This is a genomic window from Luteimonas sp. TWI662, from assembly GCF_039673825.1.
GTDB lineage: Bacteria > Pseudomonadota > Gammaproteobacteria > Xanthomonadales > Xanthomonadaceae > Luteimonas.
In genome coordinates, this window is sequence record NZ_JBDJMI010000011.1 from 67,840 (window position 1) to 90,930 (window position 23,091).

Below are 23,091 nucleotides of genomic sequence, written 5' to 3' on the forward strand. Positions count from 1 at the left end.
GATGAAGGAGCCGCCATTGCAGCGGGCGCAGGTATCGCGACGATGTCGTCGCCGGCGCGGGGCCGGCATCGGCGATACGAACGCGATACAGAGGCAGGCGACAATGCCCGCATGACTGCCGAGACCGCCCGCATCGTCGTCGTCGACGACGACGCCAGCATCCGCGACGCGCTGTGCGACTACCTCGCGCGCCACGGCTACGCCGTGCGCGGTGCGGACGGCGCCGCCGCCATGGATCGGTTGCTCGCGCAGGGGCCGGTCGACCTGGTGGTGCTGGACTGGATGATGCCCGGCGAAGATGGCCTGTCGGTGTGCCGGCGCCTGGCCGATGCCGATGTCGCGGTGCTGATGCTCAGCGCACTCGACAGCCCGCCCGACCGGGTGATCGGGCTGGAAGTCGGCGCCGACGATTACCTGGCCAAGCCGTTCGACCCGCGCGAGCTGCTGGCCCGTGTGCGCGCGTTGCTGCGGCGCGGTGCGCAGCTGCGCCAGCAGGCGAGGCGCCCAGCCGAAGGCTACGGCTTCGATGGCTGGACGCTGCGGCTCGACACCCGTGTCCTGCGCACGCCCGACGGCAGCGACGTGGTGCTGACCGCGGGCGAATTCGCATTGCTGCGGGCGCTGGTGGAACGCGCCGGCCGCGTGCTCGACCGCGAACGCCTGATGGCGCTGACCCACGGCGACGCGGCCGAACCCTTCGATCGCGCCGTGGACCTGGCCATCAGCCGGCTGCGCCGCAAGCTGGCGCAGGCGCGGCCCGGCGCCGATGCGCTGATCCAGACGCTGCGCGGCGAGGGCTACCGCTTCGCGGCCACGGTGCACCGCCTGTGAGCCGGCCGCGCGGCATTCTGGTTCTGGTCGGGGGCCTCGCGCTGGCCACGCTGGTGCTGGCACAGGCGGTGAGCTTCGCGGTGGTCGGCTGGTGGCCCGCGCCGCCGATGCCCACGATGGTGCCCGCCGACGCGATCGCGGCCTTGTCGGGCGCACAGCCGCCGGCGCCCGGACTGCAGGTGCGCACGCAGACGGCCGCGCCGACCGGCACGCCGGTGCCGTGGCTGGCCGGGCTGGCCGCCGAGCGCCTGCAGCGTCCCGCCGCGCAGGTGCGCGCGACCTGGCAGCGCAAGCCGGACGTCGCGCTGCAGGTCGTCGACGACGGTCAACTGGCGATGGCCGGACAGACCGACCGCGCACGCCAGGCGCGCGTGCGCGCTGCGTTGCTGGCGACCGGGTTGCAGGTGCCGGCGTTCGAGCTGGCGGTCGCGCAACCGGATGGAACGTGGCGGGTCGTGCGCGCGGTCGACGCCGGACGCGGGCAGTGGCGCCGCCAGGTGCTGCTGGCGCTGGCGTTGGGCGCGCTGCTGATCGCGCCGTTGGCGTGGTGGATGGCGCGCAGGCTCACACTGCCGCTGCGGCGACTGGCCGAGGCCAGCGCGCGGATGGACCTGGCCGCGCGCGCGCCACCGGTGCCGGTCGAAGGCGCCGCGGAGGTCCGCATGCTGGGCCAGACGATCGCCGACGCACACGCCCGCCTGCGCGCGCAGGCCGACGATGTCACCGCGATGCTCGCCGCCGTGGCGCACGATCTGCGCACACCACTAACCGGCCTGCGGCTGCGCGCCGAAACCGCACCGTCGCCGGATCGCGAGCGCATGGTCGCCGACATCGCGCGGATGCAGACAATGATCGCGCAGGTGCTGGCCTATGCGCAGGGCGAGGTCGCGCCGCTGCAGCGCGCGCCGGTCGACATGACCGCGCTTGCGGGCGAGTTGGCGATGGCCGCGCACGCGCTGGGCCAGTCGGTGCAGGTGCTGGCGCACGTACCGGCCATCGTGCACGGCGATGCGCTCGCGCTGCGTCGCGCACTGTCGAATCTGATCGACAACGCCGTGCGCTACACCGGTGCGGCCGAGATCGAGCTCCACACGCGCGACGACCGGCTATACGTCGACGTGGTCGACCGTGGCCCGGGTATTCCCGCCGAGGCGCGCGCGCGGCTGGTGCAGCCGTTCCAGCGCCTGGAACACTCGCGCAGTCGCGACACCGGCGGTGCAGGCCTCGGTCTCGCCGTTGCGCGCTCGACCGCGCAGCGCCACGGGGGCGCGCTCGAGCTGCTCGAGCGCGACGGTGGTGGCCTGCGGGCGCGGTTGGTCCTGCCGATCGCCGCGCCCTGAGGCGCGCGGCTGGGCGTGGATCAGTAGGCGGTCCACGCCGCGTCGCTGCGGAGGGTGAAGGTCAGTGCGTCGTCGACGTCGGTGTATGGGGTGTCGGTGTCGGCACCGACGCCCTGCAACAGCGGCCAGTGAAACGCGAAGCTCCGCAGATACAACGGCAACACGAGGTACCGACGTGCGGCGATGTCGACGACGATGGTCTTGCGCGCATAGCGCGCCGGCATCCACCCGCCGATGAAGAAGCGCGAATCGGCCGAAAAGCCCAGCGCGCCGGCCCAGAAGAAACCGGGAACGGGCACGCCATCGATCCGCCCCGCATAGAAGCTCGCGCCATGCGGCGGCTCGCCCGCGTAGCGCAGCGTGACCACGTGCCGGCCGTCTGGCGATTGCAGATCGGCATCGCCCAGCCACATCGGCTGGCTCTCGCCATCGGGCGCGAACGCCAAGCGCGGCACCACGGTCACGTCATGACCTCTGTGCCTCGCCGGCGCACACCACATCGCGTCATCGCGAACCGCAACAGCCTCACCACATCAGATCGTCGGGCACCTTGAACTGCGCGTAATAGGCGTCGTCCTCGGCATTGGATTCGGACGGCGGTGCCTCCGCAGCCTGTCCGTGATCGACCACGATCAGCGCGGCATCGCGCTCGCGCACCTTGTCGGCCGCCGCACGTGGCAGCAGCGCGTAACCATCGCCCAACCGCGCCACGACCAGCGTGCCTGCGGCCAGTTGCTTGCGCTGCGCCTCGTCGACCAGCAGGCTGCGGATCGCGCCGTCGGCGGTGAACCGATACTCCAGTTGCCCGGCGCGCGGCACCTGCTTGTCGTGGATGATCTGCCGCGCCTGCGCGGCCAGTTCGGCAGCGCGGGCCCGGGCCTTGTGCTCGGCGGCCAGCGCGCGGTCGCGTTCGACCTTTTCCGCGCGTGCGCGCTCGGCCTCGCGCTGGCTCTCTGTCGGCGCTGGCGCGCCCTTGCCATGCCGCGCCTTGTGCTGCTCGCGCGCGACCTCGTCCACCTTGCTCTTCTTGACCAGGCCCGCCTTGAGCAGTTGTTCCTGGAGCGGGTTCGCCTTCGCCATGTCCGAAACGTCGTGTGGAGTGTCGGGCCCCATGATACGGGGGACCACAGCCAGTCAGCGCTCCGGGTCGATCACCGCCTCCATCGCCGCGATCTCAGTACCACGTGCCTGGCAGCGCCTGGCTTCGTCCCTCCAGCCGCGCACCGCCACCCGTACCTCCTCGACGATCGTGCGCGCCCGCGTTTTGCTCAGACGGTAGTAGGCGCGGGTGTCCAGCAACAGCCGGGTATCGGGGGACGGATCGTCCAGGCCGATCGAAAGGACGTGCGTGTCCTTGTCCGGGTTGGGATTCACATCGAAGGCCGGGGCCAGGCGCCAGCCATCGGGCGCCCGCAGAAATCCGTGGTTACGCAGATGGTCGTCGCGATTACCGACCAGGACGTTGAACACCGCGCGACGATAGAGCTGCGACAGATCAGCGACGATCGCCGAGGCAACGCCCTGGTTTTCGATCGCGTGGGCGATCTCGACGTAGCTGATGTCCTCGCTGTCGTCCGCATCCAACAGCGTAAGCGCCGAGGCATATGCATGGCGGTCGGCCCCACTCCGATCGAACCGGCGCACCGCATAGGTGGTGCCCAGGTTGGACAGAGACAGCGGACGTGCTTGAGGCATGTCGATGCCAGCCGCGCGCGCGAGGCGATAGGTCACGTACTCCCACAGGCCCACATCGTGCCGATCGTCGCTGGACGGGAACTTCGCCAGCCACAGTGTCTGATCGACATCGCGCACGCTCGCCTTGGGACGGGCGCCGCCCAGCGACGCGCCCGGTGCCGCCAATTGCCTGATCCATCTGGCGTCGAGCGCGCTGTCTTCGATGTCGTCGCGTTCCACGCGCACGGCGATCGCCTCCAGCGCGCGCAACTCGGTCATCGGCGGCGCGCTGAGTTCACGATCGTCCAGATATCGGCCGTTGGCCGCGCGCAGCCGCAGTGCGCCCATCCGGGAGGCATCGTGGATGCCGATCAGATAGTCCCACGGGCGCAGTGCTCGCACCCGTCGATTCTGTTCGCGGGCATCGATGACCTCGCGCCGATCCATGAGGCGTTTGCCCCAACGATCGGGCGAGCAATCGGTGAATGCACCGGTCAACGTGCTGGCGCCCGTGCGCGCGACATGGAGGCCGCGATGGAGCGGTAATTGCGGGTCCAGCGCAAAGCTGCGGATCGGGGCTGTGCCGTCCACCCAGTCGTCGGCGTACTGGAACTGGAGCGTGTCGCCGGTCCGGCTGGGCAGCCGGGCCAGATGGCCGACCAACGTCTCGCCGCCGAGGCCAGCGGCATCCAACCAGACCTCGACCTGGTCGATCGCCTGAACATCGGCAGGAGACGGACTCACGACGCGCTCGCGCGACGTGCAGCGGGGCGACGCAGGCGACTGTCCTGCAGTTCGCGGCCGAGTTCATCGTTCTGCGCCAACTGGTCGATGTCCTGCTCCAGCCCCAGCGCCGTGAGCACGCGCAACATCGTGGCCAGGCTCGTCGCCGGATCGCCGCGCTCCAGCTTGCCGACCGTCGGTACGCTCACCCCCACCCGCGCCGCGAGCTCGCCCTGGGTCATCTGCCGGCGCATGCGCGCCGCGCGCAGCCGCGCGCCCAACGCTTGGATCTGGCGTTGGGCGCGTGGCATCGTCGGCGGCGTTCGCTTCGGCATGGAAATTAAATTACATCTTTCCGGCCTGTAATGTAAATTAATTTACTCATCGTCCGAACCCTCAGTAGTTCACGTTCAACTTCACCCACGCGGTGCGGCCGGGCTCGTTGATCCGTACCGGGTCGGCCGGATAGCCGAAGTCGGCGCTGCCGGTCAGGTTCAAATGCTCGCTGTAGGTCCGATCGAAGACGTTGTCGATGCCGGCCGTCAGCTGCAGGCGCTCGTTGATGCGATAGCCGCCGTTGAGGGCGAGCGTGGCGAAACCGGCACTGGCGTCGAGGTCGCGCCCGACCACGTTGCCCTGGCCGACGGCAATGCGGTCCTGGCTGGCGACCGCGCGCACCAGGGCGCCGAAGCTCCAGCGCGTGTCGTCGTAGCCTACCGACAGACGCGCCTCGAGCGGCGGCATCTGCGGCAGCGCCTGACCGGTGCTGCGGTTCTCGCCCCAGGCGTAGGCGAGCGTGCCGCCAAACTTCCAGGTCGACGACGGCCGGAATTCCACGCCGGCCTCGGCGCCGCGGATATCGGCATCGACGTTCGCCGCCGACGAGGTCATGCCCATCATGCCGCCGGCCGAGTAGGTGAACAGGATGTAGTCCTCGATGCGCCCGGCATAGCCCGACACCCACGCATCCAGTTTCCGCGTGCGGTAGCGCACGCCGATGTCGAGTTGCGTGGTCTTTTCCGGCGCGATGCCGACAAAGGCGTTGACGGCGCCGACCGGCCCGCGTCCGGGCGAGAACAGCTCCCAGTAGTCGGGCATGCGCTGGGTGTGGCCCAGGCCGGCGTACGCGCTGACCGGCGTGTCCTTCAGTTCCTGCTCGTAACGCAGGAACCCGGCGCGCAGCGTTTCCTCGCGGGTCTGCCCGGCGGTCGGGTTCGGCGTGCCCATCATGCCGGCCGTCGCGCGCTCGTCGGTGGCCTTGGCGCGGTCGACGCGCACGCCGCCGGTCAGGTGCCGGCCCGGCGGCAGGTGGCGCGTGCCCTCGGCGAATACACCGGCGGTCTCGAAACGCGCGTCGGTGGTCCAGGGCTGCGCTGCATACGTACCCCGGCCCATGCCCTTGCGCGCGCGATGGCGGCTTTGCTGCGTATCCACGCCCGCCTGAAGGTCCCAGCCCGTCCACTTCCAACCCAGCACAACGCGCCCCCCGGTGGTGCGCCGGTCGACGTTGGACGCCATTGGCATCGGCATTGCACTGGCCGGATTGGGGTCGCGCAGCGTGTAGTTGTCCATCACGTGATCGGCGTGGTTGTAGAACACGCTGCCCTCGATCGCGTCGAGCGCGCCGCCGATGTCCCGCTTCTCGAACCGCAGGCTGGCGCTCTCGCGCCGGAACTGCGCGCCGTCCATCCCACGACCTGCGTAGCGCGCCCGCCCGTCACCGATGCCGGCGTTGAGCTCAAGCACGGTGTCGGCATCGGGCGTCCAGCCCAGTGCCACATCCCCGTTCCACTTCTTCCACGACGAGGGCACCACGACGCCGTCGCCGTCCTCGTAATCGTCGGCTTCCGAGCGGTTGCCGCTCACACGCAGATAGCCCTGCGGCGCGCCGGCCACGACATCGAGCACTTGGTCGTTGCGGCCGTTCGAGCCTCCCAGCAGGCTGCCGTTGATGCGTACGCCCGGCGCGTCGAACACCGGCGTCTCGCGTTCGAAGCGCACCGTGCCGGCCGAGGCGCCCGGGCCCCACAACACCGTCTGTGGCCCTTTGATCACGACCAGGCTGTCGAAGGTCTCCGGCGAGACGTAGGACATCGGGTTGTCCATCCGCGATGGGCACGCGCCGGGCATGCTGCCGTCGTTGGTGAGCAGGTTCAGGCGCGAACCGAACATGCCACGCAGCACCGGGTCGCCGTTGGTGCCGCCATTGCGCAGCGCGGTGAAGCCGGGAATGGTCTTGAGGTAGTCGGCGCCATCGCTGGCCGGCACCGGCTGGCGCGGCAGGCGCGGGTCGAGGTCGTAGGTCAGCGGCGAGACCGGTGCGGCGGTGACCAGCACGGCGTCGAGGTTGACGGGTTCGGGCAGGTCGTCGGCCTGGGCGGCGAGCGGTAGCGCAAGCGCGCAGGCGATGGCCATCGCGATGCGGGAGGCGCGTTGCGCCTGGGGAGGTGTGGACAACATGGAAGAGCTCCGGATCGAACGTCGCCGGGGCTGCCGGTGACGCATGCGGCTTCGTCGAAACGCAGGCCTTGTGGCCGGTCGACGTCTGGGATTGGGAATGCGGGCGCGAGCGGGCCCTGCGCCCTGCATCACGCCGCTGGCGTGCGCAGGGACGGTGCGCGCTGAAGCCGGGATTCCGCGATCAGGCGGCGATCGCGTGCGTTGGAGGGCCTTGCCCGCCGAGGCCGCGAAGATTGGTCGCGGCGATGCGCCGGACCGAGTGGAACCGGAACGCCGGCGCTGCAGCCCATGCAGTCGGCGGCACCACGACCGGCACATTGGACAGCAGCGTCAGGTGCGAGGCGAGCGGGCAATAGCCGCAATGGCCGTCCGCGCCCGCGTGATCGCGCGCACCCTCGTGCGGGTGGTCGTCCGCGGCGGCATGGCCTGCTGCGTGCGCGTGCGCAGGCGCGGCCGCAGACGACAGCGCGGTCTCGGCCTGCACACCCGCCTGGAGCCGGCTGATCGCCGGCGCCACCGCGAGCAGCAGCATCGCCAGCAGGGCAAGCCAGTGCCATGCCGACGGCGCATTCCGCGACTGACCATATCGCCTGCGCAACGCCATCACGCGCGGCCTCACCGCATCGCACCGACGCAAGACCGGCAGTGCGGATCGCAGTGGACGAGGGCGGTACGTGTGCATGGCTGCAGTGTCCGTGCAACCGGCCTCAGTCACCTTGACCACGATCAAGTGCGCGCTGGATCCAGCGTCGACGGCAACGCCAGCGAAGCCGGACGGCACGCGCAGGCCGTCGGTCCGGACTGGGCGGACTCAGGGGCGTGCCGCAGGCGGGTCGAGCCTGACCGCCAGCGGCCGCAGGAAACGTTGGGTCAGCGGACCGACCCCGAACGCGAACACCAGCGTGCCCAGGCCCGCGGTGCCGCCAAGCAGCATGCCGATCACCAGTGCCGACAGTTCGATACCGGTGCGCACGCTGCGGATCGACCAGCCTGTCCGGCGCGCGAGCCCCGTCATCAGCCCGTCGCGCGGGCCCGGCCCCAGTTGCGCACCCACGTACAGCGCGGTGGCGAACGCGCACGCGACCACGCCGCCGAGCATGTAGGCCCAGCGCAGCGCCAAGCCTTCGGGCACGGGCAGCCACAGCAAATGCAGGTCGGCGAACGGGCCCAGCAGGAACGTATTCGCCAACGTACCCAGCCCCGGCATCTGCCGCAGCGGGATCCATGCCAGCAGCACCGCCAGCGCGGTGACGACCATCACCATGCCAAACGACATCGGCACATGTCGCGTGGCGCCGAGGTGGAACACGTCCCAGGGCGAGGCGCCCACTGCGGCACGGATCATCAGCGCGATCGCCAGCCCGTAGATCCACAGGCCGATCAGCAACCGGCCCAGGCGTTCGGGCAGGCGACCGGCGCGCAGTTGGGCGAGCGGGCCAAGGTTGGCGAGGGTCGGGGCGGAGGTCGCGTGCATGACGTCACGATGTCGAAAATTGGCCCTTTCCGATAGAGCCATTTGTGACATAGTGGCCCGGATGCAACGCAGCCTCGCACCCGAACGACTCGCCGCCTTGGTCGGCCGCCTCGACACCGCGCCGGCCTACCGCGCGCTGTGCCAGGCGCTGCAAGAGCTGATCGGCGACGGCCGCATCCCGATCGATACCCGCCTGCCCAGCGAGCGCGCGGTCGCCGGCGCACTCGGCGTGTCGCGCAACACGGTCACGCGTGCCTATGCCGAACTGACATCGGCGGGCTTTGCGACCGCGCGCCAGGGGGCGGGCACATTCGCCGCGGTTCCGGTCGCCCGGCGCCGCGCACACGACCACACGCTCGGTGCGTCGAAGTTCGCCGACGACGCGATCGACCTGACCCGCGCCGCGGGTTCGGCCACGCCGGGCACCGCAGCCGCATATGCGCGCGCGCTCGCGGCGCTGCCGGCCTACCTGTCGGGCGACGGTTATCTGCCGTCCGGCTTGCCGGCCCTGCAGGCACGGATCGCGGCCAGCTATGCGCGACGCGGGCTGCCGACGACGCCGGGCCAGATCGTCGTCACATCCGGCGCGCTGTCGGCGCTCGCGATCGTCGCGCGCACGTTGTCGAGGCCCGGCGACCGCATCGCGGTGGACACCCCGGTCTATCCCAACGCGATGGGTGCGCTGACACTGGGCGGCGCGCGGCTGGTCGCCGCGCCGATGGGCGATCCGCTCGGCGACGCAGGCTGGGACCTCGACGGTCTGGAGGCGACGTTGCGGCAGGCCCAGCCACGGCTGGCCTACGTCATCGCCGATTTCCACAACCCGACCGGCCTGCTGATGGACGCGGCCCAGCGCGCGCGCTACGCCGCCGCGCTGGCGGCCATCGGCACCCAGGCCATCGTCGACGAGACCTTGCAGGCAACCGGCTTGTCCAACGCGCCGATGCCGGCGCCGTTCGCCACGTTCGCGCGCGACGCGATCACCGTCGGCAGTGCCTCCAAGCTGTGCTGGGGCGGCCTGCGCGTGGGCTGGATCCGTGCGCCGCAGCCGCTGGTCGAGCGGCTGGTCGCCACGCGCGTACAGCTCGATCTCGGCAGCTCGCTGTTCGATCAACTGGTGGCCGCCGAACTGCTCGACGACGGGCCGATGCTCGCGGCCCGCCGTGAGCAGGTCCGCCGCCAGCGCGATGCGCTCGCACACGCGCTGCAGACCCACCTGCCCGACTGGCGCTTCCGGCTGCCGACCGGCGGCTTGAGCCTGTGGCTGCGGCTGCCGCACGGCAGCGCGACCGAACTGGCCGCGGCGCTCGAACGCGACGACGTGCATCTCGCGCCGGGGCCGGCGTTCGCCGTCGACGGCGGCTTCGACCGCTGGCTGCGGATGCCCTACGCGAAGTCGGAGGCGCACCTGCTCGACGCGGTGCAGCGGATGGCGCGCCGCTGGGCAGCACCGGCGCATGCCGGCGCGCGGGTACGGCGTACGGCGTCCGCGCCTTTGATCGCCTGAGCCAGCACGCCTCGACGGGTGCACCGCGCCGGGTCTGGCAAGCTCTCCCGCTCCTGCCACGCCCTGCCCCCCGCATGACGCTGACGCTCGACGCTTACATCACCCTGTGCGATCCGCCGCCACTCGACGTGCCGCATGTGCATCACGCCCGCTGGGGGCGCAACGATCCGGCGCTGGCCGCGCATCTGCAGACGCGCATCGCGAACGTCATGCACGTCGCGCGCGAGCAGATGACGGCGCAGCGCTATCACACGTTCCGTCATCTGCAGCGCACGCACTGGCACCATCGGGTGGAGATCACAAACGATGCGCTGCCGGCGTTCCAGCAGTGGGCGGAGGCGGCGAACGCGATCTACGCGGACGCCGACGGCGATGTCCATGCGCCGAACGGCCAGCGTCTTGTCGGTCATGCCGGGGCCGATCCCGATGCCGAGGTGCCCTATCCCGCAGATGCGCGCCATCGCCGCGCACGCACCTTGGAGGCCCTGGCCGCGAGGTCGCTGCGCGTGCCGGCCTCGCTGCCGCCCGTCGTCGGCGAGGGTGAGGTCGTCCTGCGTAGCCCCGACGAAATGGCGGGCCGCATGCTGGCGCTGATGGCGGTGGCGATTCGCGGCGAAACCCTCAACGAAGGCGATCCGCTGCCGCTGGCCGACATCCGCGCTCGTCTGGCGGCCGGCTGGCCGGCGCTGTCGCCCAAGGAAGCGGCCTTCCTGCACGACGAGGCACCGACGCGCCAGCAGACCATCGATGCGGTGTGGCGTTACGAAGCACTCGCGGTCCTGCAGTGGGCGCTGGGGCTGTCGGAGGCGCTGCCGTTCCCGGACCGGATCTGCGATGTGCCCGAATGCGCGCAACGGGCGCTCGCCTGGGCCGACGGCACGCTGCCGGCACTGCCGACGCCACGCCCAGCCGCCGAGATCCTCGAGGCTCTCGATCTGCATCTGCGGCTGCACTGGCTGGTCCGCCAGGCGCAGCTCGACGCCCAGGCGCCGGCCGGCGGCCTCATCGGCGGCGTGGTGATCGAGCGCCATCACGCGCTCAACTGGCTGGTGCGGTTCGAGGACGCCGACTGGGACAACGTCGACACGCCGACCTGAGCCGGGCTGCGGCGCACGGCCGCGCCGGACTCAGCGATACGGACCCGGGCCGCGCCAGACCGGCTCACCGCGGCGATAGACCTGCTGCATGTTGATCACCTCGCGCGCATCGCCGATTCCGGCCATCGCCGGGTCTTCCGGGTCGAGCAGGCGGCACGGCCCCGAGTCGCGCCGCAGCGCGGTCTCCAGCGGGCAGGCCATGAGCTTGCGGGTTCCCGGTAACGGCAGGAACACCTCGGTCATGCCCTGGTCGCGCCAGGCCTGCAGCCGGGTTTCGCTGCGCAGGTCGTAATAGACCTGGTAGCCGCCCACTTCCAGGCTGGGATGGTCGGCGTCCGAATCGCGGCCGCGCGTGCGTCCGGCGGTCGGGCTTCGGGTCATGCCGGCGTTCACTGGCGCGGTCTCGGTGGGCAGCATGCCCGGCGGCTGCCCCCAAGTGTGGTCGCGCCGCGGCGGCGATGGCGGACTGGCGGCTTGTGCCTGCGCAGGCGCGGGCGTCGGGGGCGGCACCGCCTGCGGTGGCGCGGGCTGCGGTGCCGGGCGCGGCGGGTCCATCGGGACGTCCGCAGGCGCCCGTCGCTCCGGCGGCAAGACCAGTTCCGCGCGTTCGACGCGCGTGGTCTGCAGGCGCGAGGCCGCTGGCGGCGGCGCGACCGGCGGACGCGTGGGCGGCGGCGGGCTGGGCGGCGCCTCAGCGGTCTGCGGTGGCGGGATGCCGATGAAGTCCACGACCATTCGGCTGCCGGACGAGGCCCCCTGCGGCGATGTCACCGGCACCGGCGTCGACGCCAGCAGAAGCAGCACCGCGAGCACGTGCACCAGCAGGCTGCCCAGCGCGGCGAGCCACGGCTGCAGACGTTCGAGACGGGGTTCGATTCGGGCGCCCGCGCGGCGCGGTGCAGTGCTCATGCCGCCTGTAAGGCGTCGGGGAAGCGGGCCTTCATGCGGGTGCCAGGAGGGACGACCGGGGAGTTCGGCATCCTAACGCGATGCGGCCCCGGATCGGCGCCGCGTACGGTCGCCATTACACGTCGAACGCTGCTGCGAACCGGAAAACGGCAGCGGCAGGGATCGTCTTGCGACGAGTATGCGAACGGCCCGGTGCAAGCGCACCGGGCCGTCGCCGCGATATCGCGCGTCAGTCGCGCAGTTCGGCCGGCACCTTGCCGCCGTTCTCGGCCAGCTTGCGCATCACCGCCTTGTGCAAGGCGATGTTCTGCTCGGCGCTGCCGTGCGCGCCGGCGTTGACGCCCAACTCGGTCGCCAGCTCCTTGCGGGCATCGAGGCTGGAGTCGAGGTCGAGCAGCTTCAGCAGGTCGACGATCGAATGCCGCCAGTCGGACTTGCCGCCCTTCTCCTGCGCGATGCCGGTCAGCACCGCTTCGACATCCACCGGCTCGGCGGCAGCCGCCACAGGCGCCGGATTGCGCGCAGGCGGCGACACCTTGGGATCGTTTTCGCTGCCGGTGAAGACGACGGCCTTGGGCTGCTTGGTCTCGGCCGGCGGTGCGGGGGGGGCCTTGCGGCCGAAAATGCGATCGGTGATCTTGGAGAACAGGCCCATGCGTGACGCTCCATCTGTCGGGAGCGGCGATTGTGCGATCGGGGTCGCAAAGATCGTATGAAAGCGGCCTGCCCCTCTACCGATCGCCCTGGCCCACGATGCCGGGCGCACCAGCCTCTGCGTGCATTGCGCTGCGTATCGGTCCTCCGGTCGCCGTTGACGCCCGGCACGGCAACACCGCGGACATCATGCGCGGCGACTCCGAAGGGTTCATTCCACATCTCGTCAACCGGCTCAACGGTCTGCTCGCCGATCGCGGCCCTATCGATGCCCTCCCTTACGTCGACGGGAGACGACGATGCGCCATCCCCGACAGCGGCCGCGGACTGACGCTCACGCCCAGTGGCGCGCTCGGGCTGCAGCGCGGATGTCGGAGACTCCCACTGCACGGCGCTTGCCCCGCACGCGGGAAGTCGAGCTCGGACGGACCATCGCTTGTGGAGCTCAGCACGGGACGGCGATCACGCCTCAGTACGGACTGGCGACCGGGCGCACGACGACTTCGCTGACATCGACATCCGCCGGCTGTTCCATCGCATAGACGATCGCGCGTGCGACCGCCTCGGGCGCGATCGTGATGCGACGGAAGTCGCGCATGCCCTCGGCCGCGCCCGCATGGGTGATGGTGTCGGCGAGTTCCGAGGTCGTGGTGCCCGGGCTGACCACGGTCACGCGCAGGCGGTCGGTCTCCTGGCGCAGGCCTTCCGACAGCGCCCACACCGCGTACTTGGTCGCGCAGTACACCGCCGATGTGGGAAACACGCGGTGGGCGCCGATCGAGGCGACGTTGACTACGTGCCCGAAGCCCTGCCGCTCCATCGCCGGCAACACCGCGGCAATACCGTGCAGGACGCCGCGCAGGTTCACATCGATCATCCGGTTCCATTCGTCGCGCTTGAGCGCCGACAGCGGCGAGAGCGGCATCACGCCGGCGTTGTTGACGATGGCGTCGATGCGGCCGTGCGCGGCGAGCGCGTGGTCGGCGAAGGCCTGCATGTCGTCGGGCGACACGACATCCAGCGCACGCGCCTGCGCGCGCCCGCCAGCAGCGACGATCTCGGCGACCAGGGCGTCGAGGCGGTCGGTCCGCCGCGCGCCGAGCACGACGGTCGCGCCGCGGGCCGCGAGCTCGCGCGCCGTGGCGGCGCCGATGCCGCTGCTGGCGCCGGTGATCAGGATGATGCGGTCGGTCAAGGTCTGCATGAGACGGTCTCCAGTGGGAGCGCCCACGGTAGGCGTCGCGCCAGGCGGCCGGAATCCCCTTGTCGCTGGACCTATTGGTTAGACTCGCTAACCAATGGAGCTCGATCTCAACCTGCTGCGCGTCTTTCTCGCCGTCGCCGAAGGCCCCAACTTCCGCGCCGCCGCCGACCGTCTCGGAGTGACGCGCTCAGCGGTCAGCCAGGGCATCCGCCGGCTCGAAGATGCGCTCGGCATCGCGCTGGTCCACCGCTCCACGCGCAGCGTGCGCCTGACCGACGCCGGCGAGCGCCTGCATCGCCAGGTCGCCACGCCGCTGGCCGCACTGGGCACCGCACTCGAGGAAGCCGTCGATGACGGCCCGCCGCGTGGCCTGTTGCGCGTAGCGGTCACCTCGATCGCCGAGCGCTTCCTGTCCGGGCCGCTGATCGCGACATTCGCCCGGGCCTATCCCGGCATCACGCTAGATGTGACTGTCACCGACGAGGTCTTCGACATCGTCGCTGCCGGCTTCGACGCCGGCGTGCGCCTGGGCGAGGTGATCGAGCAGGACATGGTCGCCGTGCCGCTGACCGGCCCGCAGCGCGAAGTCGCCGTCGCAGCGCCGGACTACCTCGCCCGCCACGGCGTGCCTGCGCACCCGCGCGAGCTCCTCGCACACCGCTGCATCGGCTGGCGCGTGACGCCAGCCGTCGCGCCGCACCGCTGGGAGTTCGTCGAGGACGGCCGCCCGTTCGACGTGCAGGTCGCCCCGCAGATCACCACCAACGACATGCTGCTGATGATCCGCACCGCACTGGCCGGCGGCGGCATCACCTTCGGTATCGAGGACACCTTCGCGCCCTACCTCGCACGCGGCGAACTGGTGCCGCTGCTGCAGGCCTATCTCCCGCCATTCCCGGGCTTTTTCCTGTACTTCCCGAACCGCCGGCACCAGCCGCCGAAGCTGCGCGCGCTGATCGAGCATGTGCGAGCGTATCGGGAGAATGACCGCTGACGACACCGGCATTGCGATCGCGGCGCCGTTGCCTTGGTATCGAATGCGGCCTAGGACTGAGCACCGTCGCAAGAAGGCCGCGGATGCCGTCGCCGCCCCGCCCGAAAAGTTTGATTACGCAGCGTCAGTCGGAGCGCGTTTCGAGGTAGCTGACAAGATCGGGCAAGGCACGTTGCACGGTTTCCCATACCACGCCCATGTCGATCTCGAAGTATCCGTGCGCGATGCGATTGCGCATCCCCTTCATACCCGCCCAGGGAATGCCGGGGTACCGTGCGATGCGCTCTGGGTACCGCTCGATCATCTTTGCCGCAATCTCGCCGATGATCAGCAAGTTCATGGCAACCGCTTGTTGAGTGCGGGAGTCGTTGAGGAACTCCTCGCGTGTCATGCCTTCCACGTAACCACAGGCTTGCTGCGCCGCCCCACGCATGTCATCGAGCCAACCCTCGAATCGGTCGGGGCTCACAGCGGCCGAGCTTCCCGCAACACGGTATCCCGGAACCGGGCCGGTAGATCGCCAGGCGTGCGCACGTCGACCGGGACACCGAGCAGTTCCTCTAAGGCAACCTGCAGCCCGCCGAGGTCGAACAGCGTGGTCTCGGGCGTAGGGTCTACCAGCAGATCGAGGTCGCTGCCATCACGATCGGTGCCATGGATCACCGATCCATACACGCGCGGATTGGCGACGCGAAAGCGGCGCGCGGTGCCGCGCAAAGCGGTCAACTGGTGGCGGATGGCGTCGGAGGGTTTCATGGCCTTCTATCTCATCTGCGGACAATTTCTTGCGCTGGACCGGGTCCATAGTAACGGGTCGCTCGTCGGCATCTCGCAAAGCCACCGGAGCAGTGAGAATACTTCAGCCCTGCGTCACCGCACGGCTATCACGTTGATGAAGAGATAGCGTTAGGCGCGACCAGACTTGCCGAAGGCCGACGGCGTGCGCAACGCCGAACACCAGACAGATCGCTGAGCTGACATACCAGAATGCAATGCTGTTGTCAGGGAATGTTTCCGTCAGAAAGAAAAATCCCAGGCCACGCAACAGATACACAAGGGTAATGGCCAACAGAACCCAGCGCAGCAAGGGCAGGCGGCCAATCAGCCCAGCACCTGAGGCCGCATACAGCGACCATATCGACAGGATCCCGGCAATGCTCAATGTCACGAGGGTCGGGTACCAATGCCCAGCCGCTGCCATCTGAGCCATGCCCTCGCCGGCACCGAGCAATCGGTATCCAGCAGGACCCACAGCAATGCAGACAAGATGCAGCAGCGCGGCGAGCGCGCTCAGGCCGGACGCGATGACCAGGCATTTATTGACTGGAGCAGACTGTCGGATCACGGGGTTGTCTAACATCTGATTTCGCCTTGCAGCGAATCGAGCCAGGCTGAAGCAGTGGGCACATGGTTGCAAGGCATTCACGACCGCCCGTTCCACATGCAGGTCGCGCCGCAGAGCACCGCCAACGACATGCTGCTGATGATCCGCGGTGGCCGGCGGCGGTCGCCCGAAACGACGACGGCAGGCCCGATGCCGGACCTGCCGCCGCGATGACGCGCTATCGATGGCTTAGAAGCGGAACTCGCCGCCCACGGTCACGTTCTCCACGTCGACCTCGATCCCCGAAAACTCGCCGCGATGGCGCGTGTAGTTCAGGCTCAGGCCCCAGCGGCGGTTGATGTCGTAGCCGAGCGTCGCGCCGTAGTACGGCTTGGTCGAACCCTCGTCGTCGACGACATCGAATGTGTCCTCGCGGATCTGCGCGACCATGCGCGCCACGCCCGCGCGCGCGCCAACGAAGAAGCCGGTGCCATCTGCGCCGAAGTTGTGCTTCAGCGCCACGCCCACACCAAACGTCACCAGATCGAAATCGGTGTCGTAGCCCAGGTCTTCGGTGTACAGCGTGCCCGCATGGCCTTCGACGGCGATGTTCGGCGTGAACCAATAGCCGCCGCCGAACAACGCCGAGGTGTCCGAGTCGCTTTCGCGCAGACCGCCATAGCGGGCCTCGGTGTCCGCGCTGCCGACCTCGGCGCGGATGAAGGCGCCGCTGGCGGCGGCGTGCGTCGAGGCGCCGGCCAACGCGATGGCGGCGGCAAGAATCAGGGTGTGCTTCATTCAGGTCCTTCCAGAAAGTGGATGCCCATCCGGGCGCGCGCACTGTGGGACCGGGCTACGGCGATGTAAATATTTCGTTAATTCGAGAGTGGGCTCGACTGACGCCCACCTTGACCCGCGCGCCGTATCAGCACCTCCAAGATCGCCAGCCTCAAGCCGCTGCGGTCACCCGCGGGTGCACGACCTAACCAGCATGCGGCCTGTGGTGCCTACGAATGGCGGCAATCCCGCCCGCGGACAGCAACGTCATGGCAAAAAAAACCGCAGCCGCCGCCACGGACACCTTGGCCCAGTGGAGGTGACGCTCTGTATCGCCGGGCGGCGCGTACGCGGCCCAGTAGTGAAACACCAACAGATTGGAGCACCACAGCGCGCCAGCAAGGCTCCCAACGAGCACAAGCCAAAGGACGCCTTGGAGAACCCGAGATTCGAAAAATTGATGCGCCATCAAGCATGTCCCAACCGCGTACCCGCAGTGGCCTGAGATACCTGCGTGTTCCGAGCAATGCATCCATTCAGTCGAGACCTGAGGGAGCCCACAGTCGAAAGGAACTTCAGATCAGGCCCTATGGATGTGCAGCGCTATAAAGGCGAAGCGCTTCGTCCCTGTCACGTATCGAACGCATGAACACGCCTGGTTTTATCCCGACAAACCCGTCCCCTTGAAGCAGCAACAGTCGCACAGCGGTATCGCCCTCATGCGCATCCGCCACTTGTCCGAGACTGTAGTGCAAGTGGCTTGCAAGCGGCACGGACAGCACTTTGGGGACTGTCGCTGCGTTCGTGACGAGCACCTCGTCGACCGCAATCACAAGTCTGATGGTATTTGTCATCCCAGGACCAGTCCTCGTCGCTCGGTCCAGAACAGGCTGACCGTATTCGTCGATCATGTCGACGCCGGTGACGCGGCCAATCAAGATGTGATCAGCGCTCTGACTCATTTCTTCGAGCGTGGCCTCGAAGGGGAACCCTGCGAAACCCGTGGATGGAGCGAGCACAGCAAGGAGAATGATGAGTACGTATCTCATGCCTATCCTCGGGCGGGAATGAATCCAAAGCTGTAATCGATTGGACGAAGGCCGCGCAGCTCGTTCGAAGACGGCCACACTGCGCCTCGTCCGGCTGCCACTGTGCCAGCTGACCCCTCTGGTTGCCAGGACAGCAGGATCGATCCCTAAGCCCTCGGCAGGTTCACTTTTCCACTCGCTTCCATCAGGCTCGTCTCTGCCCGAACTCGATGCCGACCGCCTTGCCCACCGCGCCCAAATCGCTGCTGCTCGACGGTAGCCGGATCCACGACATCGCGTCGTTCTACGACGAGATCAACCGCGTCTTCATGGCGGAGGTCGACTGGACGCTCGGGCCGAGCCTGGATGCACTCGACGATATGCTCTATGGCGGATACGGCGCGCTCGACGGCGATGCGCCGGTCACGCTGGTGTGGACAGCGTTCGAGAAGAACCGGCAGGACCTGGGCGTGGAGACGACGCGCCGCTTCCTGCAGGCCAAGCTCGATCAGCCCGAGCGCTTCAACGTGGCGCATGTGCAGCGCCAGCTCGATGCGCTGGAGGCCGGCACCGGACAGACGTATTTCGAGATCGTGCTCGAGATTCTGGCCAGCCATCCGAACATCGAGCTGGTTGTGCGCTGACTTTGGCCCTGCCCACCGGGCACACCACTCGCCCGGCGGACGGGCCGCGCGATGCGCGCGCATGGCGCCGGTCCTGTTGCACCGGCGCCCTGCGCGCCGCGTCGGCCGTGGCTCAGTGCAGCGGCACGCGCAGCTGCGACGGCGCTTCGCGCGGCGAGGCGAACGTGAGTGCGCGCCCCGGCGCGGTGGCATCGGCATAGCGCAGGTCGAGTGTGTCCACGACCAGCACCAGCCTGCGACCCGCGGGGATCTTCGCGGCTGTGGCCTCCAACGCGATGTCCAGCGTCCGGGGCTGGCCGGGCACCGCGTCGCGCAGGCTGTAGGGCTTGTGCGTGAGCAGTTGGCCCATGCCCAGCGCGTCGACGCTGTACAGATAGGCGAACAGCGAAACCTCGCGGCGGTCGGGCACCACGGTGATCCGCAGTGTCGGCGCGCCAGCCAGGATGCGCCCGTTCGGGTAGACCGGCCCCGCCCAGACAGCGGCACCCAGCCGCGAGACCAGCGGCATCGAGGTGACCACGGGCACACCGAAGCCTTGCAACAGGCCGCCGATCAGCACCGGACCGGCCTCGGCGACGGTCGGCACGCCGGTGGCGATGCGGTGGTTCCAGCCGGTGGCGTCGCGTGCGGCCAGGGTGCCGGTCGCCTGCACTAGGCCGGACGGGCGGGTCAGTCCGTACGTCACCTGGTCCGCCTGGACGGCGTCCCAGTCCGCGTAGGCGAGCCATTGGCCGTCGAGCGTGGCAAGCCGCACCGCCGGCTCGGACGCATCCGGGTCCCGACCTTTGAGGTGACGGTCGAACCAGCGGGTGGTGGCCTCGTACACCGTGTTCGGCAGGCCCAACGCGCCCGGCAGTTCGGCGGTCGCATGGTCGCCCTGGCTGAGCAGCAACTGCCGGGGGCCACGCAGCCGTTGGTAGAAGTCCACGGACTGATTGGGCGGGAACAGGCTGTCGTTGAACGCGTTGGCGATCAGCACGGCGGTGCCGTTGCGGTTGATCTCGTCGACCTCGTGCACCGCGCCGCGGCTGGCCGCTTGCGGCAGGAAGCCCTCGACCGCGCTGTCGTAGTCGCCGAGGGCGACCCGGGCGGTGATCGCCGCCAGTTCCGGACCGGGCCGGCCGGTCAACGCGCCCGCGCCCACCAGCAGGGCGACGCCCTGTCGGCTGACCGTGCGGTTCGCGTAGAGCGAGGCCTCCAGGTCGGCCCAGCCGCTCAGCGCCGCGACCGCGCGAATCCGCGGGTCGCGCGCCGCCGCCAGCAAACTGACGCCAGCGCCATACGAGATGCCGGACGCACCGATCGCGTCCGGGTTGGCCGGTGTATGCGTCAAGGCCCAGTCGATCACCGCGCTGACGTCCTCGACCGTCGGCGGCCCGGCGATATCGATCCGGCCGGCCGAATCCCAGAAGCCGCGCGAGGTGTAGCTCACCACCACGTAGCCATCATTCGCCAGTTGTGCGGCGCGGCCGACGTATTCCAGATTCGGGAGCGACCAGCTGGCCGGCATCACGATCAGCGGGAACGGGCCGGGGCCGTGCCCGCGCGGCACCAGCACCAGGGCGCCCAGCTGCGTGCCGTCCCAGCTGGGGATGCGTTCGTAGGTCTTGTTGAATCCCGCGGCCGAGGCAGCGGTGCAGACAGCCAGCAACACGCACAGCGCAAGCCAGCGGATCAGTGAGCGGCTCATACAACGGTCCTCCAGTAGGCGCCGGACCGGCGGGTCCGACCGACATCCAAAGGCCCGCCGCGGGGGAGGTGAGCAACTCGACCATACCATCAAGTATGGAGATGTGGATCAGGATCGTCGGCGGCCTGTCGCGCACGGTCGGCGGCAGGGCGCCATCGCCCATGCCCGAGACCGCACGCCCGTATCGGACGGCCGGGGTCGCCGAGCCGCTATCCTTGCGCGCTCCTTTGATCCGCACGGTCCGTCCAGGCCGTCCCGCTCCCCCGTACCGGCACGACCATGTCCCTGACCTCTTTCCTGCGCGCGCGCGACATCGAGTTCTCGCTGCGGCGCTACGGCATCGAGGCGCTCAACGCAATGACGCTGGGCCTGTTCGGCTCGCTGGTGATCGGGTTGATCCTCAAGACCGTCGGCGGCTGGACCGCACAGGCCTGGCTGATCGACGCCGGCACGATGGCGCAGCAGGCGATGGGGGCCGCGATCGGCGTAGCGGTGGCCTACGGATTGAAGGGCCCACCGATCGTGATCTTCGCCAGCGCCGCGACGGGCCTGCTGGGCGCCAAGCTCGGTGGGCCGGTCGGCTGCTTCGTCGCGGTCGCGGTGGGAACCGAGATCGGCAAGCTGGTCAGCCGCACCACGCCGATCGACATCATCGCAACGCCGGCCGCGGCCCTGGTCGCCGGCTTCGCCACCGCACACGCGCTGGCGCCGGTGATCGGCAACGTGCTGGCGGTGACCGGGCAGACCATCGAGTGGGCGATGACGCTGCAGCCGTTGCTGATGAGCGTGCTGATCGCGGTGACGATGGGGATGATCCTGACCGGCCCGACCTCGAGCGCGGCGCTGGCGATCTCGCTGGGCCTGGGTGGCCTGGCCGGCGGCGCGGCGACCGCAGGCTGCGCGGCGCAGATGGTCGGCTTCGCGGTCATGAGCTGGCGCGAGAACGGCACGTCCGGGCTGCTCAGCCAGGGCCTGGGCACGAGCATGCTGCAACTGCCCAACATCGTGCGCAATCCGCGGATCTGGATCCCGCCGACGCTGGCCGGCGCGATCCTCGGCCCCGTCGCGACGCTGGGCTTCGGCATGCAGAACGTGCCGACGGGCTCGGGCATGGGCACCAGTGGCTTCGTCGGTCAGGTCGGCACACTGGCGGCGATGGGGAACGCACCGTCGGTGTGGCTGTCGATCGGCCTGTTGCATTTCCTGGCGCCCGCCCTGCTGACGCTGGCCATCGCCGCGCCGATGCGCCGCCGCGGCTGGATCCAGCCCGGCGACCTCAAGGTCGACGCAAAACTCTGACCGCACTATGCCGGGTCAGCGTGCGGGGGTCAGGGTCGCTTTTCCCGCAGTGATGTCGCAGCTGCTGTTTGGCTGAGGGAAAAGCGAGCCTGACCCCGGTTTCAGGCCCAGAGTTGCTCGATGGTGTTCAGGGCCAAGCCCTGGGTCGGCGCGGTGGGGGCCTGAGAGATGCAGCCGCTGACGCCGAGATCTTCGCGCATGCTCTCGACCGCCTGGCGCGCGGCGTCGACGGCGGCGGCGGCGTTCTGCGCGTCTTCGGCCGCAAGGGCGGCGGCGGCTTCGGTCACCGAGGTGGGGGTCTGTGCGGCGATGTCGGCCACGGTCTGCGCCGCCTGCGCGGTCTGCGATGCCGCCGCTTCGGCGCGCGACAGGGCGGCCTCGGCGGTGCAGGCATCGCCCACCTTCGCAGCCTCCGCAGCGGCCTCGGCCGAGCTCACTGCCTCGGCCGAAGCCGGGCCCATCGATTCGACGGCGCTGGCGGCGGCATCGTTGGCCGCGGACTGTGCGGCATCGTTGGCGGCATCTGCTGCGCCAGAACCTCCCGAAACGCCAGAAGCGCCGTCGGTCATGTCGTTTCTCCTGATCCAAAGAGGGGCGCCGCGTGCAAACGCGGTGGATGGCGGACAACGTAATCGCGGCGGTTGCGGCCAGGATCTGGGGTTCGCCCTAGGGGCGCGCGCGCCGGTTCATTGTGGCGTCATCCATTCCCGACCGCGCCACGACGGCGCAGGCGTGGCCGAACAGCACTGTCCAGGCGCATCGCAGCGCGCGCGCCGGTTTGCGTGCGGCCAGCCGGCCCGGTAGGGTGGCGAGGTGGTCATCCACACCGTGTGTCGTCCGGTGTCGTTTCGTCTTCCGCCACGCCTCCCCCTTTTATTCGAATCTCAAGGAGATCCTCATGGAGATCGCCGCTGCACGCGTTGCCAGCATCCACTACACCCTGACCAACGATGCCGGGCAGGTGCTCGACAAGTCGCCCGCCGATCAGCCGCTGCGCTACTTCCACGGCGCCGGCAACATCATCCCCGGCCTGGAGAAGGCGTTGGCGGGCCGCAAGGTCGGCGACTCGCTGACCGTCGATGTGCCGCCGCAGGAGGCCTACGGCGAGCGCAACGACGCACTGGTGCAGGTGCTGCCGCGCGAAGCCTTCCAGGGCGTGGATACCGTCGAGCCGGGCATGCAGTTCCAGGCACAGGGCGGCCAGGGCGCGGTGCTGGTGACCGTGGTGGACGTGACCGACACGCAGGTGCGCATCGACGGCAACCATCCGCTGGCTGGCCAGACGCTGCACTTCGCCGTCGAAGTGGCCGAGGTCCGCGAGGCCACCGAGGACGAGAAGAACGTCGGCCGCGTGCAGGGCTGATACCGCGTTGTACCCCGGCCGCGCCGTCGTGGCGCGCGCCGGTCCGTCCGTCCCCCGGCCCGAGGAGATCTTCGCAATGACGTTGCTGCAATGGATCGG

26 protein-coding genes are annotated in these 23,091 nt (G+C 69.5%); 9 read left to right on the forward strand and 17 right to left on the reverse strand.

Annotated features, from left to right (window positions below):
• The first annotated feature begins 111 nt into the window (after positions 1-111).
• Both ABE488_RS09630 and ABE488_RS09635 read left to right on the forward strand, forming a co-directional pair.
• The gene (locus ABE488_RS09630) at positions 112-831 is read left to right on the forward strand and encodes a response regulator (RefSeq protein ID WP_346448101.1); all 720 of its coding nucleotides are present in this window, start codon (positions 112-114) and stop codon (positions 829-831) included.
• The gene (locus ABE488_RS09635) at positions 828-2,171 is read left to right on the forward strand and encodes an ATP-binding protein (RefSeq protein WP_346448103.1); all 1,344 of its coding nucleotides are present in this window, start codon (positions 828-830) and stop codon (positions 2,169-2,171) included. Before ABE488_RS09630 ends, ABE488_RS09635 begins: the two co-directional genes overlap by 4 nt.
• Before the next feature lie 20 nt (positions 2,172-2,191).
• Here ABE488_RS09635 and ABE488_RS09640 read toward each other — a convergent pair whose 3' ends face one another.
• The 7 genes from ABE488_RS09640 to ABE488_RS09670 form a co-directional block, all read right to left on the reverse strand.
• Positions 2,192-2,635, reverse strand: coding sequence for a hypothetical protein (locus tag ABE488_RS09640; protein ID WP_346448104.1), 444 nt, complete (start codon positions 2,633-2,635; stop codon positions 2,192-2,194).
• A 61-nt stretch (positions 2,636-2,696) separates the two neighbouring features.
• Entirely contained in the window at positions 2,697-3,251 is a 555-nt protein-coding gene (locus tag ABE488_RS09645) for a DUF2058 domain-containing protein (protein ID WP_346448105.1), read from the reverse strand.
• A 54-nt stretch (positions 3,252-3,305) separates the two neighbouring features.
• Positions 3,306-4,589, reverse strand: a complete 1,284-nt coding sequence (locus ABE488_RS09650) for a HipA domain-containing protein (protein WP_346448107.1) — start codon at positions 4,587-4,589, stop codon at positions 3,306-3,308.
• Positions 4,586-4,879 (reverse strand): helix-turn-helix transcriptional regulator, encoded by a 294-nt coding sequence (locus ABE488_RS09655; RefSeq protein ID WP_346443615.1) that lies wholly within the window; start codon positions 4,877-4,879, stop codon positions 4,586-4,588. Before ABE488_RS09655 ends, ABE488_RS09650 begins: the two co-directional genes overlap by 4 nt.
• A gap of 85 nt (positions 4,880-4,964) precedes the next feature.
• Complete coding sequence (locus tag ABE488_RS09660) at positions 4,965-7,028, reverse strand: TonB-dependent copper receptor (protein WP_346448108.1); 2,064 nt, start codon at positions 7,026-7,028, stop codon at positions 4,965-4,967.
• Between the two features lie 181 nt (positions 7,029-7,209).
• Positions 7,210-7,752 (reverse strand): DUF2946 family protein, encoded by a 543-nt coding sequence (locus ABE488_RS09665; protein WP_346448155.1) that lies wholly within the window; start codon positions 7,750-7,752, stop codon positions 7,210-7,212.
• An 87-nt stretch (positions 7,753-7,839) separates the two neighbouring features.
• On the reverse strand, positions 7,840-8,502 hold the full coding sequence (locus ABE488_RS09670; RefSeq protein ID WP_346448110.1) for a hypothetical protein: 663 nt from the start codon (positions 8,500-8,502) through the stop codon (positions 7,840-7,842).
• Between the two features lie 61 nt (positions 8,503-8,563).
• Here ABE488_RS09670 and ABE488_RS09675 point away from each other — a divergent pair, with 61 nt between their 5' ends.
• Positions 8,564-10,009, forward strand: coding sequence for a PLP-dependent aminotransferase family protein (locus tag ABE488_RS09675; protein WP_346443611.1), 1,446 nt, complete (start codon positions 8,564-8,566; stop codon positions 10,007-10,009).
• A gap of 74 nt (positions 10,010-10,083) precedes the next feature.
• Entirely contained in the window at positions 10,084-11,106 is a 1,023-nt protein-coding gene (locus ABE488_RS09680; RefSeq protein ID WP_346448111.1) for a DUF4272 domain-containing protein, read from the forward strand.
• A gap of 30 nt (positions 11,107-11,136) precedes the next feature.
• Here the strand turns inward: ABE488_RS09680 and ABE488_RS09685 are convergent, their stop codons facing one another.
• The 3 genes from ABE488_RS09685 to ABE488_RS09695 form a co-directional block, all read right to left on the reverse strand.
• The gene (locus tag ABE488_RS09685; RefSeq protein WP_346443609.1) at positions 11,137-12,015 is read right to left on the reverse strand and encodes a type II toxin-antitoxin system RelE/ParE family toxin; all 879 of its coding nucleotides are present in this window, start codon (positions 12,013-12,015) and stop codon (positions 11,137-11,139) included.
• A gap of 229 nt (positions 12,016-12,244) precedes the next feature.
• Positions 12,245-12,670 (reverse strand): DUF3597 domain-containing protein, encoded by a 426-nt coding sequence (locus ABE488_RS09690; protein WP_346443608.1) that lies wholly within the window; start codon positions 12,668-12,670, stop codon positions 12,245-12,247.
• 468 nt (positions 12,671-13,138) lie between these two features.
• A complete protein-coding gene (locus ABE488_RS09695; protein ID WP_346443606.1) occupies positions 13,139-13,873 on the reverse strand; it encodes an SDR family oxidoreductase in 735 nt (244 codons plus the stop codon).
• Between the two features lie 94 nt (positions 13,874-13,967).
• Here ABE488_RS09695 and ABE488_RS09700 point away from each other — a divergent pair, with 94 nt between their 5' ends.
• The gene (locus ABE488_RS09700) at positions 13,968-14,867 is read left to right on the forward strand and encodes a LysR family transcriptional regulator (RefSeq protein WP_346448112.1); all 900 of its coding nucleotides are present in this window, start codon (positions 13,968-13,970) and stop codon (positions 14,865-14,867) included.
• 124 nt (positions 14,868-14,991) lie between these two features.
• Here ABE488_RS09700 and ABE488_RS09705 read toward each other — a convergent pair whose 3' ends face one another.
• The 3 genes from ABE488_RS09705 to ABE488_RS09715 form a co-directional block, all read right to left on the reverse strand.
• A complete protein-coding gene (locus tag ABE488_RS09705) occupies positions 14,992-15,336 on the reverse strand; it encodes a DUF86 domain-containing protein (RefSeq protein WP_346448114.1) in 345 nt (114 codons plus the stop codon).
• Positions 15,333-15,623, reverse strand: coding sequence for a nucleotidyltransferase family protein (locus ABE488_RS09710; protein WP_346443603.1), 291 nt, complete (start codon positions 15,621-15,623; stop codon positions 15,333-15,335). Before ABE488_RS09710 ends, ABE488_RS09705 begins: the two co-directional genes overlap by 4 nt.
• A gap of 103 nt (positions 15,624-15,726) precedes the next feature.
• Complete coding sequence (locus tag ABE488_RS09715) at positions 15,727-16,227, reverse strand: hypothetical protein (RefSeq protein WP_346448115.1); 501 nt, start codon at positions 16,225-16,227, stop codon at positions 15,727-15,729.
• Between the two features lie 39 nt (positions 16,228-16,266).
• Here ABE488_RS09715 and ABE488_RS09720 point away from each other — a divergent pair, with 39 nt between their 5' ends.
• The gene (locus tag ABE488_RS09720) at positions 16,267-16,425 is read left to right on the forward strand and encodes a hypothetical protein (protein ID WP_346448117.1); all 159 of its coding nucleotides are present in this window, start codon (positions 16,267-16,269) and stop codon (positions 16,423-16,425) included.
• Positions 16,426-16,440: 15 nt separating this feature from the next.
• Here ABE488_RS09720 and ABE488_RS09725 read toward each other — a convergent pair whose 3' ends face one another.
• Together ABE488_RS09725 and ABE488_RS09730 are read right to left on the reverse strand one after the other, a co-directional pair.
• On the reverse strand, positions 16,441-16,989 hold the full coding sequence (locus tag ABE488_RS09725) for an outer membrane beta-barrel protein (RefSeq protein WP_346443600.1): 549 nt from the start codon (positions 16,987-16,989) through the stop codon (positions 16,441-16,443).
• Positions 16,990-17,555: 566 nt separating this feature from the next.
• Positions 17,556-18,017: a hypothetical protein gene (locus tag ABE488_RS09730; protein WP_346448118.1), complete on the reverse strand. Its 462-nt coding sequence runs from the start codon at positions 18,015-18,017 to the stop codon at positions 17,556-17,558.
• Positions 18,018-18,226: 209 nt separating this feature from the next.
• On the opposite strand from ABE488_RS09730, the gene ABE488_RS09735 reads away from it, so the two are divergent.
• Positions 18,227-18,640 (forward strand): barstar family protein, encoded by a 414-nt coding sequence (locus ABE488_RS09735; RefSeq protein WP_346446184.1) that lies wholly within the window; start codon positions 18,227-18,229, stop codon positions 18,638-18,640.
• 112 nt (positions 18,641-18,752) lie between these two features.
• Here the strand turns inward: ABE488_RS09735 and ABE488_RS09740 are convergent, their stop codons facing one another.
• On the reverse strand, positions 18,753-20,330 hold the full coding sequence (locus ABE488_RS09740; protein WP_346448119.1) for a CocE/NonD family hydrolase: 1,578 nt from the start codon (positions 20,328-20,330) through the stop codon (positions 18,753-18,755).
• Between the two features lie 279 nt (positions 20,331-20,609).
• Between ABE488_RS09740 and ABE488_RS09745 the strand changes: the two genes are divergently transcribed.
• Complete coding sequence (locus tag ABE488_RS09745) at positions 20,610-21,629, forward strand: PTS sugar transporter subunit IIC (protein WP_346443597.1); 1,020 nt, start codon at positions 20,610-20,612, stop codon at positions 21,627-21,629.
• 101 nt (positions 21,630-21,730) lie between these two features.
• On the opposite strand, the gene ABE488_RS09750 is transcribed toward ABE488_RS09745, so the two are convergent.
• The gene (locus tag ABE488_RS09750) at positions 21,731-22,198 is read right to left on the reverse strand and encodes a hypothetical protein (protein WP_346448121.1); all 468 of its coding nucleotides are present in this window, start codon (positions 22,196-22,198) and stop codon (positions 21,731-21,733) included.
• 329 nt (positions 22,199-22,527) lie between these two features.
• On the opposite strand from ABE488_RS09750, the gene ABE488_RS09755 reads away from it, so the two are divergent.
• Entirely contained in the window at positions 22,528-22,992 is a 465-nt protein-coding gene (locus tag ABE488_RS09755; RefSeq protein ID WP_346443594.1) for a peptidylprolyl isomerase, read from the forward strand.
• Positions 22,993-23,091 lie beyond the last annotated feature (99 nt).

Excerpts from the sequence above, each read along its gene's own strand:
- ABE488_RS09630 (WP_346448101.1), top strand. The coding sequence starts at position 112 with ATGACTGCCGAGACCGCCCGCATCGTCGTCGTCGACGACGACGCCAGC.
- ABE488_RS09645 (WP_346448105.1), bottom strand. The coding sequence starts at position 3,251 with ATGGCGAAGGCGAACCCGCTCCAGGAACAACTGCTCAAGGCGGGCCTG.
- ABE488_RS09655 (WP_346443615.1), bottom strand. The coding sequence starts at position 4,879 with ATGCCACGCGCCCAACGCCAGATCCAAGCGTTGGGCGCGCGGCTGCGC.
- ABE488_RS09660 (WP_346448108.1), bottom strand. The coding sequence starts at position 7,028 with ATGTTGTCCACACCTCCCCAGGCGCAACGCGCCTCCCGCATCGCGATG.
- ABE488_RS09670 (WP_346448110.1), bottom strand. The coding sequence starts at position 8,502 with ATGCACGCGACCTCCGCCCCGACCCTCGCCAACCTTGGCCCGCTCGCC.
- ABE488_RS09675 (WP_346443611.1), top strand. The coding sequence starts at position 8,564 with ATGCAACGCAGCCTCGCACCCGAACGACTCGCCGCCTTGGTCGGCCGC.
- ABE488_RS09680 (WP_346448111.1), top strand. The coding sequence starts at position 10,084 with ATGACGCTGACGCTCGACGCTTACATCACCCTGTGCGATCCGCCGCCA.
- ABE488_RS09685 (WP_346443609.1), bottom strand. The coding sequence starts at position 12,015 with ATGAGCACTGCACCGCGCCGCGCGGGCGCCCGAATCGAACCCCGTCTC.
- ABE488_RS09690 (WP_346443608.1), bottom strand. The coding sequence starts at position 12,670 with ATGGGCCTGTTCTCCAAGATCACCGATCGCATTTTCGGCCGCAAGGCC.
- ABE488_RS09695 (WP_346443606.1), bottom strand. The coding sequence starts at position 13,873 with ATGCAGACCTTGACCGACCGCATCATCCTGATCACCGGCGCCAGCAGC.
- ABE488_RS09700 (WP_346448112.1), top strand. The coding sequence starts at position 13,968 with ATGGAGCTCGATCTCAACCTGCTGCGCGTCTTTCTCGCCGTCGCCGAA.
- ABE488_RS09710 (WP_346443603.1), bottom strand. The coding sequence starts at position 15,623 with ATGAAACCCTCCGACGCCATCCGCCACCAGTTGACCGCTTTGCGCGGC.
- ABE488_RS09715 (WP_346448115.1), bottom strand. The coding sequence starts at position 16,227 with ATGTTAGACAACCCCGTGATCCGACAGTCTGCTCCAGTCAATAAATGC.
- ABE488_RS09725 (WP_346443600.1), bottom strand. The coding sequence starts at position 16,989 with ATGAAGCACACCCTGATTCTTGCCGCCGCCATCGCGTTGGCCGGCGCC.
- ABE488_RS09730 (WP_346448118.1), bottom strand. The coding sequence starts at position 18,017 with ATGAGATACGTACTCATCATTCTCCTTGCTGTGCTCGCTCCATCCACG.
- ABE488_RS09735 (WP_346446184.1), top strand. The coding sequence starts at position 18,227 with ATGCCGACCGCCTTGCCCACCGCGCCCAAATCGCTGCTGCTCGACGGT.
- ABE488_RS09740 (WP_346448119.1), bottom strand. The coding sequence starts at position 20,330 with ATGAGCCGCTCACTGATCCGCTGGCTTGCGCTGTGCGTGTTGCTGGCT.
- ABE488_RS09745 (WP_346443597.1), top strand. The coding sequence starts at position 20,610 with ATGTCCCTGACCTCTTTCCTGCGCGCGCGCGACATCGAGTTCTCGCTG.
- ABE488_RS09750 (WP_346448121.1), bottom strand. The coding sequence starts at position 22,198 with ATGACCGACGGCGCTTCTGGCGTTTCGGGAGGTTCTGGCGCAGCAGAT.
- ABE488_RS09755 (WP_346443594.1), top strand. The coding sequence starts at position 22,528 with ATGGAGATCGCCGCTGCACGCGTTGCCAGCATCCACTACACCCTGACC.